General features: G+C 70.4%; 15 protein-coding genes and 1 other RNA gene. 6 read left to right on the top strand and 10 right to left on the bottom strand.

From position 1 onward, the window contains the following. The first annotated feature begins 140 nt into the window (after positions 1-140). The gene (locus tag BM396_RS04465; protein ID WP_043378606.1) at positions 141-1,760 is read left to right on the top strand and encodes a phosphoenolpyruvate carboxykinase; all 1,620 of its coding nucleotides are present in this window, start codon (positions 141-143) and stop codon (positions 1,758-1,760) included. Between the two features lie 214 nt (positions 1,761-1,974). Here BM396_RS04465 and BM396_RS04460 read toward each other — a convergent pair whose 3' ends face one another. The 4 genes from BM396_RS04460 to BM396_RS04445 all read right to left on the bottom strand — a co-directional run bounded on the left by BM396_RS04460 (position 1,975) and on the right by BM396_RS04445 (position 4,673). Beyond that, positions 1,975-2,298, bottom strand: a complete 324-nt coding sequence (locus BM396_RS04460; protein WP_043347589.1) for a YbaB/EbfC family nucleoid-associated protein — start codon at positions 2,296-2,298, stop codon at positions 1,975-1,977. 73 nt (positions 2,299-2,371) lie between these two features. Further along, a complete protein-coding gene (locus BM396_RS04455) occupies positions 2,372-4,237 on the bottom strand; it encodes a DNA polymerase III subunit gamma/tau (protein ID WP_043378603.1) in 1,866 nt (621 codons plus the stop codon). A gap of 35 nt (positions 4,238-4,272) precedes the next feature. Further along, an RNA gene (ffs, locus tag BM396_RS04450) (signal recognition particle sRNA small type) lies at positions 4,273-4,371 on the bottom strand. A 41-nt stretch (positions 4,372-4,412) separates the two neighbouring features. Next, on the bottom strand, positions 4,413-4,673 hold the full coding sequence (locus BM396_RS04445; RefSeq protein ID WP_043378600.1) for a PepSY domain-containing protein: 261 nt from the start codon (positions 4,671-4,673) through the stop codon (positions 4,413-4,415). A 146-nt stretch (positions 4,674-4,819) separates the two neighbouring features. Here BM396_RS04445 and BM396_RS04440 point away from each other — a divergent pair, with 146 nt between their 5' ends. After that, entirely contained in the window at positions 4,820-6,358 is a 1,539-nt protein-coding gene (locus tag BM396_RS04440) for a YifB family Mg chelatase-like AAA ATPase (protein WP_043378597.1), read from the top strand. Beyond that, positions 6,355-8,112, top strand: a complete 1,758-nt coding sequence (locus BM396_RS04435; RefSeq protein ID WP_043378594.1) for a bifunctional protein-serine/threonine kinase/phosphatase — start codon at positions 6,355-6,357, stop codon at positions 8,110-8,112. Before BM396_RS04440 ends, BM396_RS04435 begins: the two co-directional genes overlap by 4 nt. A 10-nt stretch (positions 8,113-8,122) precedes the next feature. On the opposite strand, the gene BM396_RS04430 is transcribed toward BM396_RS04435, so the two are convergent. The 5 genes from BM396_RS04430 to BM396_RS04410 form a co-directional block, all read right to left on the bottom strand. Beyond that, on the bottom strand, positions 8,123-8,842 hold the full coding sequence (locus tag BM396_RS04430; RefSeq protein ID WP_043378591.1) for a glutathione S-transferase: 720 nt from the start codon (positions 8,840-8,842) through the stop codon (positions 8,123-8,125). Between the two features lie 47 nt (positions 8,843-8,889). Continuing rightward, entirely contained in the window at positions 8,890-9,339 is a 450-nt protein-coding gene (locus BM396_RS04425) for a hypothetical protein (protein ID WP_043347577.1), read from the bottom strand. 135 nt (positions 9,340-9,474) lie between these two features. Further along, complete coding sequence (locus BM396_RS04420; protein ID WP_043378588.1) at positions 9,475-9,849, bottom strand: hypothetical protein; 375 nt, start codon at positions 9,847-9,849, stop codon at positions 9,475-9,477. Between the two features lie 40 nt (positions 9,850-9,889). Next, positions 9,890-11,779, bottom strand: a complete 1,890-nt coding sequence (locus BM396_RS04415) for a methylmalonyl-CoA mutase family protein (RefSeq protein WP_043378585.1) — start codon at positions 11,777-11,779, stop codon at positions 9,890-9,892. Between the two features lie 303 nt (positions 11,780-12,082). After that, positions 12,083-12,886 (bottom strand): undecaprenyl-diphosphate phosphatase, encoded by an 804-nt coding sequence (locus BM396_RS04410; RefSeq protein WP_043347572.1) that lies wholly within the window; start codon positions 12,884-12,886, stop codon positions 12,083-12,085. A 253-nt stretch (positions 12,887-13,139) separates the two neighbouring features. Here BM396_RS04410 and BM396_RS04405 point away from each other — a divergent pair, with 253 nt between their 5' ends. Genes BM396_RS04405 through BM396_RS04395 form a run of 3 tightly spaced genes read left to right on the top strand, consistent with a single transcriptional unit; the run spans position 13,140 to position 15,867 of the window. Then, positions 13,140-13,832: a glutathione S-transferase family protein gene (locus BM396_RS04405; RefSeq protein ID WP_043347569.1), complete on the top strand. Its 693-nt coding sequence runs from the start codon at positions 13,140-13,142 to the stop codon at positions 13,830-13,832. Continuing rightward, positions 13,829-15,007: a tRNA epoxyqueuosine(34) reductase QueG gene (gene queG / locus BM396_RS04400; RefSeq protein ID WP_081948553.1), complete on the top strand. Its 1,179-nt coding sequence runs from the start codon at positions 13,829-13,831 to the stop codon at positions 15,005-15,007. The genes BM396_RS04405 and queG overlap by 4 nt, the downstream gene beginning before the upstream one ends. Further along, complete coding sequence (locus BM396_RS04395; RefSeq protein WP_043378582.1) at positions 15,004-15,867, top strand: SDR family oxidoreductase; 864 nt, start codon at positions 15,004-15,006, stop codon at positions 15,865-15,867. The genes queG and BM396_RS04395 overlap by 4 nt, the downstream gene beginning before the upstream one ends. Here BM396_RS04395 and BM396_RS04390 read toward each other — a convergent pair whose 3' ends face one another. Next, positions 15,868-16,692, bottom strand: coding sequence for a metal ABC transporter permease (locus tag BM396_RS04390; RefSeq protein WP_051044682.1), 825 nt, complete (start codon positions 16,690-16,692; stop codon positions 15,868-15,870). Between the last annotated feature and the right edge of the window lie 5 nt (positions 16,693-16,697).

The raw sequence follows: 16,697 nt of genomic DNA, 5'->3' as shown, positions 1-16,697 counted from the left end.
GACGGGAAGCAGCCGGGAACGGAGATCCTGCGTGCGGCGGTCCTGTACGACCGCACGGACGTCTCCCGGGCAAACCCGGACGGCGGAGCCGTCCGGCACAATCGCGTCGACGGTCGAACAGGGGCCCGGGAGATACGATCTTGACCAACATCGGTGATCACAACGCGGCCCACGGCGCCGAGGCGACCGGCTTCCGCGACCTCAAGGCCGTCCACTGGAATTTCGAGGCGCCGCGTCTCTACGAGGAGGCGCTGGCCCGCAAGGAGGCCCAGCTCGCCCGCGGCGGCGCCCTGGTGGCGACCACCGGCAGCCACACCGGCCGCTCGCCCAAGGACAAGTTCGTGGTCCGTGATGCCGGGACCGAGAGCGAAGTCTGGTGGGACAACAACGGCGCCATCACGCCCGAGCAGTTCGAGACCCTGCGCCAGGATTTCCTGAAGCACGCCGAGGGCAAGGAGCTGTTCGCCCAGGACCTCTACGGCGGCGCCGATCCGGCCTACCGGGTCAAGGCCCGGGTGTTCACCGAGTTCGCGTGGCACTCGCTGTTCATCCGTAACCTGCTGATCCGGCCGGACCGCTCCGAGATCGCGTCCTACGTGCCCGACATGACGATCATCGACCTGCCGAGCTTCCAGGCGGATCCCGCCCGGCACGGCTGCCGGTCGAAGACCGTGATCGCCATCGACTTCTCGAAGAAGCTCGTCCTGATCGGCGGCTCCGCCTACGCGGGCGAGATGAAGAAGTCGGTCTTCACCTATCTGAACTACATCCTGCCCGGCCAGGGCGTGATGCCGATGCATTGCTCGGCCAACGCGGCCCTCGACGCGGAGGGCGGCTCGGCGATCTTCTTCGGCCTCTCGGGCACCGGCAAGACGACGCTGTCGAACGATTCCTCCCGCCAGCTCCTGGGTGACGACGAGCACGGCTGGTCGAATTCCGGCATCTTCAACTTCGAAGGCGGCTGCTACGCCAAGACCATCCGCCTCTCGCGCAACGCCGAGCCGGAGATCTACGCCACCACCGAACGCTTCGGCACGGTGATGGAGAATGTCGTGATCGATCCTGCCACCCGCGCGCCGGATTTCGACGATTCCTCGCTCACCGAGAACACCCGCTGCGCCTATCCCCTCGATTTCATCGCGAATGCCAGCGCCACCGGCCGGGCCGGGCATCCCAAGAACATCGTGATGCTCACCTGCGACGCCTTCGGGGTGATGCCGCCGATCGCCAAGCTCACCGGCGCCGAGGCGATGTACCACTTCCTCTCGGGCTACACCGCCAAGGTGGCCGGCACCGAGCGCGGCCTGACCGGGCCGGAGGCGACCTTCTCGACCTGCTTCGGTGCGCCGTTCATGCCGCGGCACCCGAGCACCTACGGCAACCTGCTGCGCGACCTGATCGCCAAGCACAGTGTCGATTGCTGGCTCGTCAACACGGGCTGGACCGGTGGCGGCGTCGGTACCGGCCGGCGCATGCCGATCCGGGTCACGCGCCGTCTGCTGAGTGCGGCGCTGGACGGCTCCCTGGCCCAGGCCGAGTTCCGCCGCGACCCGTATTTCGGCTTCGCGGTGCCGGTCTCCGTGCCGGGCGTCGAGCCGCACATCCTGACCCCGGTGAAGACCTGGGCCAACAAGGGGGCCTTCGTCGAGACGGCGGCGCGTCTGGTGAAGATGTTCGACGACAACTTCAAGCGGTTCGAGACCCATGTCGATGCCGACGTGCGTGCCGCAGGGCCGTCCGCTCAGGCGATCGCGGCCTGAAAACGCGATCGGGCGGCCCGAGGGGCCGCCCGCCTTCATCGGGCCGGAGCGACCCACGCATGTCCGAACCGCGCCAGCCTCGCGAGGTGCCGCAAGGTCGCGGAGGCCGCCGAAGAGACCTTCAGCCGGCCGCGCGAGCCCCGAAAGTCTCCGCGATGGCGCGGCCGCACCGCCGGATGCGGATCGGGGACGGGATGAACGGCAATAGACCGACCTAGAACGGCAGTTTCATCCCGGGCGGCAGGGGCAGATCCTTGGTCAGTTCCGCCATGCGCTGCTGCATGGTCGCCTCGGCCTTGCCGCGGGCGTCGTTGCAGGCCGCCACGATCAGATCCTCGAGGATCTCGCGCTCGTCCGCCACCATCAGGGACGGGTCGATGCTGACGCCCGTCATCTGGCCCTTGGCCGTCATCGTCACCCGGACAGATCCCCCGCCGGAGGCGCCGGTAACCTCGATCCCGTCCATCTCGGACTGCAGGTTGGCCATCTTCTCCTGCATGGCCTGAGCCTGCTTCATGATGCCCATCAGGTCGCGCATGCGGCTCTCTTTCCGTTTCCCCGTCTGATCTGGGTATGATGCGGCTCCGGCGCCACCGTCGGTCGGGCGCGCGTCAGGCGTCGTCATCCTCGGCCTCGCCGACCGGCGCGGCATCGCCGTCCGCGAGAACGTCCGGCTCGGCGGAGGGCAGGGCCTCGGGCGCGGTCTCGCGCACATCGACGATCTCAGCCCCGGGAAAGCGTGTCAGCACCTCGCGCACGAAGGGGTCGGCCGCGGCGTTCTCGCGGCGCGTCTCAGTCGCCGCCCGGGCGGCTGCATCGAGGGTCGGCGCGCCCTCTTCCTTCGACAGGGCCACCGACCAGCGCCGCCCGGTCCATCGGTCGATGGCGGCGGCGATATCGGTGGCGAGGCTCGGGCGGCCGCCCGGGGCGAGGCGGAACTCGATCCGACCTTCCTCGAAGCGCACCAGATGCACGTCGCGCTCCAGCGCGGTGCGCAGCAGGATGTCCCGATTGGCGTCGGCCAGAGCGATCAGGTCTTCGAATCGCCCAAGACGCGGCGCCGGGGGGGCTGCGGGCACCGGTCTCGGAGACGGCACGCTCATGGCGGTCGGCGCTGTCATAGGCGCCGGCACCGCCGTCGCCGTCCGGGGTGCGGCGGCCAGCGCCGCGGAGCCGCCGCCACGCAGGTCGGGGATCGGCGGCAGCGGCGGCCGCGCCGGCACGGGAGGGGGCTCGTGCGCGGGCGCAGCGGCTGCCTCGGCCTTGAGCTGGCGCAAGGCCTCGTCGGGGGTGGGCAGGTCGGCCGCGTAGGCGAGGCGCACGATCGCCATCTCGGCCGCCGCGAGGGGCCGGGGTGCGGCCTGAACCTCGGGGATCGCCTTCAGCAGGATCTGCCACGCCCGCGACAGGGCGCGGATCGAGAGCTTCTCGGCGAATTCCGCCCCGCGGACGCGCTCCGTCTCGCTGAGCGTGGGGTCGGCGGCCGTCTCCGGAACCACCTTGAGCCGGGTGACGAGATGCGTGAACGCCGCGAGATCGGAGAGGACCACCGACGGGTCCGCGCCGGAATCGTACTGCGCCCGCAATTCCGCAAAGGCGGCCGGGACCGAGCCGCGCATCACCGCCTCGAACAGGTCGAGGATCCGGGCGCGATCGGCGAGGCCCAGCATGTCGCGCACGCTCTGCGCGGTGATCGTGCCTGCGCCGTGGGCGATGGCCTGGTCGAGGAGCGAGAGCGCGTCGCGCACGGAGCCTTCCGCGGCGCGGACGATGGCGCCGAGAGCCTCGTCCTCGACGGAGACGCCCTCGGCCGCGCAGACCTTCGCGAGATGCGCATGCAGGGTCGGCGCCTCGACCCGGCGCAGGTCGAACCGCTGGCAGCGGGACAGGATCGTCACCGGAACCTTGCGGATCTCCGTGGTCGCGAACACGAACTTGGCGTGGGGCGGCGGCTCCTCCAGCGTCTTCAGGAAGGCGTTGAACGCCTTCTCGGAGAGCATGTGGACCTCGTCGACGATGTAGACCTTGTAGCGCGCCGAGACCGGCCCGTAGCGGATGCCGTCGATGATCGCCCGGACGTCGTCGATGCCGGTATGCGAGGCGGCATCCATCTCCAGCACGTCCATGTGCCGGGATTCCATGATCGCCGCGCAGTGGAGGCCGAGTTCCGGCATCGACACGGTCGGGCCGGTGTCGGGCTGGCCGGCGCGGGCGTAGTTGAGGCCGCGGGCCAAGATGCGGGCCGTGGTGGTCTTGCCGACGCCGCGGACGCCGGTAAGCATCCAGGCCTGCGGGATGCGGTTGGCCGCGAACCCGTTGGCGAGGGTGCGCACCATGGCATCCTGGCCGATCAGGTCGCCGAAATTGGTGGGGCGGTACTTGCGCGCGAGCACCCGGTAGGGCGTCGCCGCGACGGCGGGCGCTGGAAACCCGGGCAGGCCCGGCTCGTCGTCAGGCGTGCCGGTCGTAGCGTCCATGCCGTGTCGGGATCGAGCTTCCGCGCGCGGGAATGAGGTGGGAGGCTGGACGAAGACCCGCTCGGTCTCGTTAGGGCTGCTTCCTTCCGGACCTGACCCGGTTGGCGAGTGAAACGTCCCTCGCCAACCCCCCGACGGCTATATGGCCGTGCCGTTCGCCGAACGCAAGCGCCGCCTACTCGGCCTTGCGCTTCACGATGGCCAGGGTCTTCGGATCGAGATGCAGATCGAACTGCTTGCCGTTCGCGTCAATCGCATCGTCGACCTCGATCATGCCGTCGTCGAGCTCGATCTCCTTCCACTTGGTGAAGCCCTCCTGCTTCAGCATCGCCTCGACCTTGGCCTGCTGGTCGGGAGGAAGTTTCTCGTCGGCGTAAGCTGCGAGGCCGGTGCCGGCGATCAGGGTCAGGGCGAGGAGGGGCGTGGTCAGACGCATGACTTTCTCCAGTCCGTCGAGGGTTTCCGGCTTTGAACAGGAATGCGGCACCGGAGTTCCGTCGCGACGGCGGTCCCCTTGAGCCGCTCCCGAATCTGCCGCACATCTTGGCCGCACCGGAATATGGCGGCGAGGGCAGTTCATCGATGGTCACCCGCGTCGCCACCGTCGCCTTCGAGGGCATCGAGGCGCGGGCGGTGGACGTGCAGGTCCAGATCATTCCGGGCTCGGTGGTGTTCACCATCGTGGGCCTGCCCGACAAGGCGGTGGCGGAGTCCCGCGAGCGGGTTCGCGGCGCGCTCATCGCCTCCGGACTGGCGCTGCCCGCCAAGCGCATCACCGTCAATCTCGCGCCCGCCGACCTGCCCAAAGAGGGCTCGCACTACGACCTGCCGATCGCGCTCGGTGTCATGGCGGCGATCGGCGCGATCCCGGTCGACGCGCTCGCCGGCTACTGCGTGCTCGGCGAACTCGCCCTCGACGGCAGCATCACGGCGGTCAGCGGCGTGCTGCCGGCCGCCATGGCGGCGGGGGAGCGGGGGCTCGGGCTGATCTGCCCGGCCTCCACCGGTCCGGAGGCGGCCTGGGCCGGAGGCGAGCTGGATGTGCTCGCGCCGCGCTCGCTCATCCAGCTCGCCAATCACTTCAAGGGCAGCCAGGTCATGGCCCGGCCGGAGCCTGCCGTCGCCGCGCTGGCGGGACCGCTCCCGGATCTCGCCGACATCAAGGGCCAGGAGGGCGCCAAGCGTGCCCTGGAGATCGCGGCGGCCGGCGGCCACAACCTCCTGATGAACGGGCCCCCCGGCTCGGGCAAATCCATGCTGGCGGCGCGCCTGCCCTCGATTCTGCCGCCGCTCAGTCCGCGCGAACTCCTCGACATCTCCATGATTCAGTCGGTGGCGGGCGAGCTCAGGGATGGGGCCCTGTCGAATCGCCGGCCGTTCCGGCAGCCGCACCATTCCGCCTCGATGGCGGCACTGGTGGGCGGCGGGCTCGGGGCGCGGCCGGGGGAGGTATCCCTCGCCCATGGGGGAGTCCTGTTCCTGGACGAGCTGCCCGAATTCTCGCCCCAGGTTCTCGACAGCCTGCGTCAGCCGATGGAATCCGGCGCGGTCATGATCGCCCGCGCCAACCACCGGGTCACCTACCCGGCGCGCTTCCAACTCGTCGCCGCGATGAATCCCTGTCGCTGCGGCCAGGGCCTCGAGCCGGGCTACGCCTGCCGCCGCGGCCCGAACGAGCGCTGCATGGCGCAGTATCAGGCGCGGATCTCCGGCCCGTTGCTGGACCGCATCGACCTGCGCATCGAAGTGCCGGCGGTCACGGGCGCCGACTTGATCCTGCCGGCCCCGGCAGAGGGCTCCCGCGAGGCCGCGGCCCGGGTCTCGGCGGCCCGCGCGCTGCAGGGGAGCCGCTATGCCGCGCGGGGCCTGCCGGATTCCACCACCAACGCGACCTGTCCGGCCAACCTCATCGAAGAGGTCGCGAGCCCCGACGCGGACGGCACGGCGCTGATCCGGCAGGCGGCCGAGACCATGCGCCTCTCCGCACGCGGCTTTCACCGCACGCTGCGTGTCGCCCGGACCCTGGCCGATCTCGACGGCGAGACACAGGTGCGCCGGCTCCATCTCGCGGAGGCCCTCTCGTACCGCGGGCGCGGCGCGGGCGCGGCAGCCGCCGCTTGAGCACCGGATCGGACGTCTCCAGCGATCTGACGGTCACGATCGGCCAGTACAGCAGCGCCGGCCGCAAGGCGGCCAACCAGGACTTCAATGGCATATTGGTGCCGGTTCAACCCGCTCTGGGTCTGAAGGGGATCGCGGTGGCGCTCGCCGACGGGATCAGCAGCAGCGCGGTGGGCGCGGCGGCGAGCGAGACCGCGGTCAAGAGCTTCCTGAGCGACTATTACGCCACGCCGGACACGTGGTCGGTGAAAACCTCGGCCCAGCGCGTAATCGCGGCGGCGAATTCCTGGCTCTACGCCCAGACCCGGCGCGGCGCCGATCCGAACGATGCCGACCGGGGCTACGTCACCACCTTCGACGCCCTCGTCCTGAAATCGCGCATGGCCCACCTCTTCCACGTGGGCGATGCCCGGATCTGGCGCGTGTCCGGCCGGTCCCTCGAACAGCTCACCGAGGACCACCGCGTCGTCGTCTCCGCAGCGGAATCCTATCTCGGCCGCGCCCTCGGGGCGAATGCCCGTGTGGAGATCGATTACCACGTCGTCGGCATCGAGGCGGGCGACACCTTCGTGCTGACGACGGATGGCGTCCACGAGCATGTCCGGCCCCGCGACGTGGTTGCGGCGATCGCGCGAGCCGCGACGCTCGACGCGGCGGCGCGGGCGATCGTCGAGGCAGCTCTGGCCGCCGGCAGTCAGGACAACCTGACGATCCAGATCGTGCGGGTCGAGAGCGTACCGGCCGGCGCGCCGGCGGATCTCCTCGGGGAGGCCGAGGGGCTGGACCCCGCGCCCCTCCTCGACCCGCCCGCCGAACTCGACGGCTTCCGTCTGGTGCGGATCCTCCATTCCGGACCCCGCAGCCGCGTCTATCTCGCCGTCGAGGCGGAGACGGGTGCCCAGGCCGCCCTGAAGGTGCTGTCCCTGGACCTGCGGGACGACCCGGCCCAGCGGAAGCGCTTCGTGATGGAGGAGTGGATCGCGCGGCGGATCGACAATCCTCACGTGCTCAAGGCGCATCCCCGGGCCGGCCGCCGCAGCCACCTCTACACGGTCATGCGCTACGTGGAGGGCCAGACCCTGACCCAGTGGATGCGAGACCACGCGACCCCCGATCTGGAAACGGTGCGCGGCCTCGTCGAGCAGCTCGCCCGGGGCGTGCAGGCGTTTCACCGGCGAGAGATGGTCCATCAGGATCTGCGGCCCGATAACGTCCTGATCGATACCGCAGGGACCGTCCAGATCATCGATTTCGGGGCCACGACGGTCGCGGGCGTCGTCGAGGGCGATCCGCGGATCGATCCTGCGGAGATCCTCGGCACGGTGCAGTACACGGCGCCCGAATGCTTCCTCGGCGCGCCGGCCAATGCCGGGTCCGACATCTTCGCGGTCGGCGTCATCACCTACCAGATGTTGACGGGACGGCTGCCGTACGGCGACGCCGTTCCGCGGGCGCGCACGCGCGCGGCGCAACGGCGGCTTCGCTACACGTCGGCTCTCACGGTGCGTCCGCTGCTTCCCGTCTGGGTCGACGGGGCGCTTCGCAAGGCCGTTCATCCCGATCCGCTGCGGCGCTACACGGCCTTGTCCGCCTTCGTCCACGACCTGCGGCATCCCAATCCGGCCTTCACGGACGGACGGCGGGCGTCTCTGCTGGAGCGCGATCCGCTGCTGTTCTGGCGCCTGCTGTCGCTGGTGCTGGGGCTCGTCGCGCTGACGCTCGCGGCGATCCTGATCGCCGGGCCGCGGCGGTGAGGCCTGCGCCTCAGGGATCGAGTTCGGGATAGCGGCGGAAGATGCCGTCCTCGTTGAACGGGATCCGGCGGTCGCTGGCGAGATAGGCGGCAATCCGCGGTCGCCGGGCCACGGTCTCGTGGAGCCGCGCCACGTTCGCGTTGGGGCGCAGGGCTGCGGCGGTGGCTTTGGGAAAGGCGTAGCGCAGCCCGTCGACGAGCTGGAACAGCGACAGGTCCGCGTAGGCCAGATCCGCGCCGACGAGCCGACCGCCGCCATTCCCCGCCAGAACGCGCTCGAAATAGCCGAAGAATTTCGGGATGCGCTCGGTGCGGAATTCCGCGGCCCGGCGCAGGGCCTCGGGCTTCTGATCCGCGTAATACAGGCCGACACCTAAGGGATGGTGCGTGTCGTGCGCCTCGTCGACCGCGTCCGCGATGGTGAGCTGGAGCTGATGGGTCCAGATCCGGTCGCGCTCCGACGCGCCGACGAGGCCGAGCCGCGGCCCGAGATAGAGCAGGATCGCGGCACTCTGCCCGATGACGGTGTCACCATCGCGCAGGAAGGGCGGCGCCAGGGGCGGCCGCGGGTTGCCGGGATCGGACAGGCGGTCGAGCATGGGGCCGATCCCGCCATCCTCGTCATCCTGGCGGGTGACGTCGATGTAGTCGGCGCCGGCTTCCTCGAGGGCGAGGCGGACGAACTCGCCGCGCCCCTGGATCATCGGCCAGTAATGCAGTTCGTAAGGCATCGCCGTCTCCGCCTCGGGGAAGACACGGACGCCCGGACGGTTCCCGCTCAGTTGCCCTCGGCCGAGTCCTCTGCCGAGGCCTTCTCCACCGGAGGCTCGGCGCTGGCGACGGCCTTGCGGGCGAACATCGGCTGGAGCCGCTCGGCGAGTTGCTGGTCGAGATGCTTGACGTAGGCGCCCTTGAAATAACGCTCGCCCGTCTTCGCGCCGTACAGGCGGTCATGAGCCTGGATCATTGCGGCGACTTCCGGACGGCAGAGGAAGCCGGTGATGCCGACGGCCTCGTACCAGCGGCCCGCCCGCGCCTCGGCGGTGGCCTTCGGGTTCGACAGCACCGTGTCGGCGAAGCATTCGGTGGCGGCCTGCCGCAGCGGCGCCAGCACCTTCTCGGCCTCCGCCGTGTTCACTTTCGACGCAGCCGGAAGCCGGTGAGGACGCGCCTCGGCCCCCGAGACGAGAGCGAGGACAGCGAAGGTGGCGAGGATCGAAGTCTTCATGCAGGCGGCCTCGTCGGGTGTCCGAACGGTGTTCAGGTCTCGCTCATGATTGCGTCGGGATCGGGGCTTTCGGCACGGTCGAGCTGCCCGATTCAGGGCGAGATCCGGACTGTTTCGCGACGGCCACACGCGGCCTCAGCCGCGCCGCTCAGCGTTCCAGTGACCGCGGCAGGAGAGGGCGCCGGACGCGACCCAGGTGCCGGTTCCGAATCCGTTCCGGTCAAGCCGCCCCCGTACGTCGGCGGTGGCGGCGCCGTTCGAGATGGATCCCCGGATCGCCCCGTTCCGGGTCACCCCGCCCTCGACCACGAAGGCGGTCCCGATGAAGCGCGCCCGTCCGTTCTCGATCCGCACCGGATAGCGATAGGCGCGGTCGCAGCTCCCGGTCTCGGTGATGATCTCGACGCTCCAGGTGCCGTCGAACCGGTCGGGCGGGGCCGCTTGGCGCGGCGCGGCGGCGGCGGGACTCATGCCGGCGAGGAACAGGGCGAGAGCGAAGCGAGACGTCATCGGATCCGGGACGAGGCGGGTTCGCGAGGATTGGCGCCTTTCAGCGTGGGGTCTGCGGCGCAGGACCCCGCATGGCCGCGCGCAAGGCCGCGTTGAGGAGGGCGAGCAGGTCGCAGCCGACATGCAGGAAGGCGGCCACGCCCGCCTGCTTCAGCGGCTCGGCGAGGTCCGTCGGCTTGCCCGCGAGGTAGATCGGACCGGCGCCGGCCTTCGCCAGGGCTTCCGCCGTCTTGACGGCGTGCTCGGCGTAGATCGCGTCGGTGGAGCAGATGCAGGCCAAGCTGGCACCGGAATCCCGGAACGCCGCCGCCGCCGCCTCGGCGTCGGAAAAGCCCTCGTTCGACAGCGCCTCGATCCCGCCCGCCGCGAAGGCGTTGGCCGCGAAGGTCGCACGGGCGTTGAACGACGCCACAGGGCCGAGATTAGCTAGGAACACCGCCGGCCGGCGGCCCGTCTTGGCGAGACAGGCATCCGAGGCGTCCCGCAGGGCCTCGTAGGGCTCCGCGAGGCGCAGGGACGGCAGCGCGTCGCAGGCGACGGCCGAACCCGCGCCGAAATTGGACCCGCGCGGCCCGGCCACGGGCGGCACGTCGAGGACGGCCGCGGGCTTCTCAGAGAGGTTAGGGAATTCGCTCGCGCCCGTGAGCGGTTCACGGCGGTTCGCTACGGCCTTGGCCCGGGCCTCGCGGGTCAGCTCGATCCGCCGCTGCAGCTTGCCGACGCTGAGCGAGGCGACGATGCCGCCCTCCGCCTCGATCGCCTGGAACGCCGCCCAGCCCGCCTCGGCGAGTTCGGCGGTCAGGGCCTCGAATCCCCCGGCGCCGGCCGCGGGGTCGCTGACGCGCGCGAGATGCGATTCCTCGATGAGCACGATCTGACTGTTGCGCGCGACGCGCCGGGCGAAGGCGTCCGGCAATCCGAGGGCCTGGGTGTAGGGCAGCACCGCGACGCTGTCCGCGCCGCCCATGCCGGCCGAGGCGGCCGCCATGCCGGTGCGGAGGATGTTCACGAAGGGATCGCGCTTGGTCATCATCCGCCACGCGGTCTCGGCATGGAGCCGTAGCGGCTTGGGATCGAGCCCGCAGGCCTGCTCGACCCGGGCCCAGAGGCGTCGCATCGCGCGGAATTTCGCGACCGTGACGAACTCGTCGGCATCGGCCGTCAGAAGCATCGCGACGCGGTCACGGGCGGTGGAGAGGTCGTGACCGGCATCCTCCAGGGCGCGCAGATAGGCGACGGCGGTGGCGAGCACAGCCCCGAGTTCCGCCGCCTCTCCGGCGCCGCCCTCGTGATAGGGCCGTCCGTCGGCCAGGAAGGCTCGGCCGGTGAAACCCGCCGCTTCCAGCTCCGCGACGGTCTCGGCGAGACCGGGGGCGATGTCCTTCCAGACCGCTCCGAGGCTTCCGGTCGCCGCCAGAACGCCGACCGGATCGATGCCGAGATCGAGGTCGTAGGTCGAGAGATCCTCGCCCCGGCGCTGCGCCAGCGCGCTCACCAGCCGGGCCACTTCCAGGCCGCGCCCGCCGGCGTCGATCCGCAGGGCGATCAGGGGCAGCATCACGCCCTTCAGCGCCGCGTCGAGATCTTCGACGCTCGCGGCGGTCAGGCCGTAGCCGCGGGCGCCCGCCGCGCCCGCAAAGGCCAGGACGAGGGCGTCGGCCCCGCCTTCGAGGTCGATGAGCGCCTGTGCGTTGGCGGCGGCGAGATCGGGGTGATCGACCCGTTGCGCGATGCGCCAGGGGCCCGGCTCACGCACCGGCTGGGCCGCCGGGGCGGCGGGTCCGTAGAGGGGTTCGATCCGCAGGCCGTCGGCCGTGTGCGACACCAGCCGCTTCTCGAAATCGGCGCCCTTGAGGACGCCTTCGACGAGGCCGAGCCAGCGCGCCCGGTCTGCGGGCTCGAAGAGGTCGGCGAGCGGTGTGTCTTCCATCGGAACGTCCCAGAGCGCGGCGTCTTCTGCACCGCTTCCATGCGTTTGCCTCGCACGCCGCTCCGCCGCTGGCAATCGCCCGATGGTTGAGGAAAGCTGAAGCCGCCCATCACCGATTTTTGATGGTCCCGGCGGCGCGACGGGGAGCCCGGAAACCGGACATGCCGACCCGGCAGGCTTCGGCAAAGCCAGCATTTCCGGATTGCGGGCCCGTCTACGGCGCCCGGACCGACGACCGGACGGATCACGCCGCCGAGGCGGATCCGCCGATCCGGTCGTCCGGGCCCGAGAGGGACCGGCCCGTTAGCCCAGGATGATCAGGCCGGCGAAGCCGAGGGCGCCGACGATGATCCGCCACCACGCGAACAGCCAGAAGCCGTGGCGGGAGACGTAGTCAAGAAGCACCCGCACCACGAACAGCGCCGAGACGAACGACACGACGAAGCCGATCACGATCAGGCCGACATCGTTGCTCGAAAGGTACTTGTAATTGTCGAGCAGGTCCTTGGCGAAGGCGCCCGCCATCGTCGGCATCGCCAGGTAGAACGAGAACTCGGTGGCCGAGCGCTTGTCGGCGCCCATCAGCATCGCGCCCACGATGGTGGCGCCCGAGCGCGACACGCCGGGGATCATGGCGAGGCACTGGAAGATGCCGATCTTCAGGTCCATCGGCAGGGTGAAGTCGTAGACGTCCTTCTTCTTCACCTCGAGGTCGGTGTCGTCGATGACGAGCAGCACCAGGCCGCCGGCCACCAGGGTCGCGCACACGATCCACGGATTGAACAGGTAGGCTTTGATCAGCTTGGAGAAGAGGCCGCCGATGATCGCCGCCGGCAGGAACGCCACCAGGATGCCGAGCACGAACCGGCGCGCCCTCGGATCGGACGGCACCGCCGTGGCGATCGCCAGCAGGCGGCGGAAATACACCAGCAGGATCGCCAGGATCGCGCCGAGCTGGATCAGCACCTCGAAGGTGTTGTTGGGCGAGTGGAAGCCGATGAAGTGGCCGACCAGCAACTGGTGGCCGGTCGACGAGACCGGGATGAATTCGGTCGCCCCCTCCACAAGGGCGAGCAGCACTGCCTTGCCGATGCTTGCCGGATCCATCGTGACGCCTTGTGCCGTGGGCGCTGCGGCCCCCGTCGAGCCGCCGCCTGCCACGCGAAATGGTTGAGCCCGAGGCTTCGCCCATTAGGGTTGACGAGCGGTTACCGGGCCGGGCCGGGCGTGTTAAGGGCTCGGAAACGGTCGGGCAATAACGCTCGGTCCGAAGTCCTGCGCGCCGAACACCTGCGCATCAGGGCCCTCGACGAGCGCGGGACAGGCCGCGTTGGCAGACCGAACGTCCTCCACGGCCTCGATGGCAACCCTCTACCACTTCCCCTTCTGCGCGAATTCCCGGTTCATCCGTCTCGTACTCGCCGAGATGGGCATGGAGCCGACGCTGTTCGAGGAACGGCCCTGGGAACGGCGCGACGACTTCCTGCTGATCAATCCGGCGGGCGTCACACCCGTGCTGCTGGAGCAGAACGGGCTCGTCGTCCCCGGCGCCGGCGTCATCGCCGAGTATCTCGACGAGACCCGCGGCCTCGGGCTCTCGGGGCGGCGCATGCTGCCGGAGGACACCGTCGAGCGCGTCGAGGTCCGGCGCCTGCTCGACTGGTTCCTGGTCAAGTTCGAGTCCGAGGTGACGGCCTACCTCGTGAACGAGAAGATCTCGAAGCGCTTCATGTCGGCCCATGAGGGCGGCGGCCCGCCCGACATGAACGCGATCCGCGCCGCGCGCTCCAACGTGCGCTACCACCTCAAGTACATCGGCTACCTGATCGCCAGGCGGCGATGGATCGCCGGCGACAACCTGACCTATGCCGATCTGGCGGCGGCCGCCCATCTGTCCTGCGTCGACTACCTGGGCGACGTGCCCTGGGACGAGGACGAGATGGCCCGGAACTGGTACGCACGGGTCAAGTCGCGGCCCTCGTTCCGCGCTTTGCTCGCCGACCGCGTGCCCGGCATGGCACCGGCCGCCCATTACGCGGACCTGGATTTCTGACCGCCCGACGAACCTATTTCGGCGCCGATCTCCGCCGGCTCGTCGAGACCCGGGCCCGGGCGCTCGGCTTCTGCGGCCTGCGCGTCACCCGTCCCGACAGGCTCCCGGACCTTCCGGGCCGCCTGTCGACCTGGCTCGCCGAGGGCGCGCACGGCACCATGGAGTGGATGGCGGAGCGGGCCGACCAGCGGGCGAGCCCGGTGGACTTGTGGCCCGGCCTGCGCAGCATCCTGGTGCTCGCGATGAGCTACCGGCCCGAGCACGATCCCCTGGACCTCGTGGCCCGGCCGGATCGCGGGGCCATCGCCGCTTATGCACAGCGGCGGGATTATCACGAGGTTTTGAAGGGTCGTCTGAAAGAATTGGGGGGGTATCTCTCCGCCAAGGGCGACGTGCGGGTGAAGGTTTTCTGCGACACCGCCCCCGTCATGGAAAAGACCCTCGCCGAGGCGGCCGGCCTCGGCTGGCAGGGCAAGCACACGGTGCTGATCTCCCGCGGACACGGCAACTGGCTGCTCCTCGGGGCGATCTACACGAGCGCGGAATTCGAGCCCGACCCACCGGAGCGCGACCATTGCGGCTCCTGCCGCGCCTGCCTGGACATCTGCCCGACCGACGCCTTTACGGCCCCCTACAGGCTCGATGCCCGCCGGTGCATCTCGTATCTCACGATCGAGCATGCCGGTCCGATCCCTGCCGCGTTCCGGCCGGCGATCGGCAACCGGGTCTTCGGTTGCGACGACTGCCTCGCCGTCTGTCCCTGGAACAAGTTCGCCCGTACGGCGGCGGAGAACCGGCTCGCCGCGCGGGCGGATCTGGCGGCCCCGGCGCTGGCGGATCTCGCCGGTCTCGACGATGCGGCGTTCCGGTCGTTCTTCGCCGGCACGCCGGTGAAGCGCACGGGGCGCGACCGCTTCCTGCGCAACGTCATGATCGCGATCGGCAATTCCGGCGATCCCGATCTGGCGGGCGCGGCCGTCGCGGCCCTCGATGACGCATCTCCCCTGGTGCGCGGCATGGCGGTCTGGGCCTGCGGCCGGCTGCTCGCGCCGGATGCCCTGCACGCGCTCCGCCGACTTCATGGCGACCGCGAGACCGACGCCCATGTCCGCGACGAGTGGACGGCCGCCGCCGCCTTGACGGAATCGCCCGTGGGCGAGACACCCGCCCCATGAATCTCTTCGTCTTCGGGCTCGGTTTCACCGGCCGCCGTTTCGCCGAACGGGCGCGAGCGCGTTTCGGGACCGTCCGCGCCAGCGTCACGGATCCCGCGGCCGCCGACCGCGTCGCGGCGGAGACCGGGTTCGCCATGCGCGCCTTCGGGCCGGAGGCCGACGATCCCCGGATCGCCGCGGATCTCGCCGACACGGACGTGCTGCTCGCCTCGGCCCCCCCCGGCGAGGCCGGCGACCCGGTTCTCGCCCGCTACGGGGACGCCATCGCGGCGAGCCGGATCGGCTGGATCGGCTATCTCTCGACGATCGGCGTCTACGGAGACCAGGGCGGCGCGTGGATCGACGAGGCGACACCTGCGGCGCCACGCAGCGCCCGGTCGAAGGTGCGCCTCGAGGCCGAGGCGGCGTGGCTCGCGCTCGGCGCCGAGACCGGGAAGGCCGTGCAGGTCTTCCGGCTCTCAGGCATCTACGGACCCGGGCGCAACCCGATCGTGAAACTGCGCGAGGGTCGTTCGCAGCGGATCGTGAAGGCCGGGCAGGTCTTCAACCGCATCCATGTCGACGACATCGCCACGACGCTGCTGGCCTCCATCGACCGCCCGCGGCCGGGGGCGATCTACAACGTCACGGACGACGAGCCGACCGCGCCCCAGACGGTGACCGAGCACGCCGCCTCCCTCACCGGTCTGCCGCTGCCGCCCGAGATCGATTTCGAGACAGCCGACCTGTCGCCGATGGCGCGCAGCTTCTACGGCGAGAACAAGCGCGTGCGGAACCGGCTGATCCGCGAGGAACTCGGCGTGGCCCTCGCTTATCCGACCTACCGCGAAGGTCTCGCGGCCCTGAAGGACCAGCCCTGATCAGGCTTCGAGGTGACGCGGCCGCACGAGGCGGCGCAGCAGGCCGCCGCGCGGCCCCACCATCATCGAGGCGACATAGAGGGCCCCCGCCGCCAGAACGATGGCCGGGCCGCTCGGCAGGTCGTACTGGTACGACAGGCTGAGCCCCGAGACGCTCGCGAGGGCGGCGATCAGCATCGAGACCGGGATCAGTCCGGCCAGGTCGCGGGCCCAGAACCGGGCCGCCACTGCGGGCAGCAGCATCAGGCCGACCGCCAGCAGGGTCCCGAGGGCCTGGAACCCGCCGACGAGGTTGACCACCACGAGCGCCAGGAACGCGAGGTGCACGGGACCGCCGCTGCGGCTGACACTCCGCAGGAACAGCGGGTCGACGCATTCCATCACGAGCGGCCGGTAGATCACGGCGAGCGCCAGCAGGGTCAGCGTGCTGATGCCGCCGAGCAGCCAGAGGGCGGAATCGTCCAGGGCCAAAACCGAGCCGAACAGGAAGTGCATGAGGTCGATCTGCGATCCGCGCAGGGAGACCAGCAGCACGCCGGCGGCGAGCGAGATGAGGTAGAAGGCCGCGAGGTTGGCGTCCTCCCGGATCGTGGTCGCCCGGGTGACGGCGCCCGCGAGCAGGGCCACCGCGAGGCCGGCGACGAGGCCGCCCAGCGTCATCGCCGGCAGGGACAGGCCGGCGACCAGGAAGCCGACCGCAGCCCCCGGCAGGATCGCGTGGCTCATCGCGTCGCTCATGAGGCTCATGCGGCGCAGCGTCAGGAAGACGCCGATGGGCGGTGCCGACACCGACAGGGCGAGGCAACCCGCCAGCGCCCGGCGCATGAAGC

The organism is Methylobacterium sp. UNCCL125 (genome assembly GCF_900116795.1).
In the GTDB taxonomy this organism is placed as follows: Bacteria; Pseudomonadota; Alphaproteobacteria; order Rhizobiales; family Beijerinckiaceae; genus Methylobacterium; species Methylobacterium fujisawaense.
Note: the sequence above shows the minus strand (reverse complement) of the source record. Positions and strands in the feature narration are given on the sequence as shown.

Coding starts and splice junctions, on each gene's coding strand:
- BM396_RS04460 (WP_043347589.1), bottom strand. CDS start 2,298: ATGCGCGACCTGATGGGCATCATGAAGCAGGCTCAGGCCATGCAGGAG.
- BM396_RS04455 (WP_043378603.1), bottom strand. CDS start 4,237: ATGGACGCTACGACCGGCACGCCTGACGACGAGCCGGGCCTGCCCGGG.
- BM396_RS04445 (WP_043378600.1), bottom strand. CDS start 4,673: ATGCGTCTGACCACGCCCCTCCTCGCCCTGACCCTGATCGCCGGCACC.
- BM396_RS04440 (WP_043378597.1), top strand. CDS start 4,820: ATGGTCACCCGCGTCGCCACCGTCGCCTTCGAGGGCATCGAGGCGCGG.
- BM396_RS04430 (WP_043378591.1), bottom strand. CDS start 8,842: ATGCCTTACGAACTGCATTACTGGCCGATGATCCAGGGGCGCGGCGAG.
- BM396_RS04425 (WP_043347577.1), bottom strand. CDS start 9,339: ATGAAGACTTCGATCCTCGCCACCTTCGCTGTCCTCGCTCTCGTCTCG.
- BM396_RS04420 (WP_043378588.1), bottom strand. CDS start 9,849: ATGACGTCTCGCTTCGCTCTCGCCCTGTTCCTCGCCGGCATGAGTCCC.
- BM396_RS04415 (WP_043378585.1), bottom strand. CDS start 11,779: ATGGAAGACACACCGCTCGCCGACCTCTTCGAGCCCGCAGACCGGGCG.
- BM396_RS04410 (WP_043347572.1), bottom strand. CDS start 12,886: ATGGATCCGGCAAGCATCGGCAAGGCAGTGCTGCTCGCCCTTGTGGAG.
- BM396_RS04405 (WP_043347569.1), top strand. CDS start 13,140: ATGGCAACCCTCTACCACTTCCCCTTCTGCGCGAATTCCCGGTTCATC.
- BM396_RS04395 (WP_043378582.1), top strand. CDS start 15,004: ATGAATCTCTTCGTCTTCGGGCTCGGTTTCACCGGCCGCCGTTTCGCC.
- BM396_RS04390 (WP_051044682.1), bottom strand. CDS start 16,692: ATGCGCCGGGCGCTGGCGGGTTGCCTCGCCCTGTCGGTGTCGGCACCG.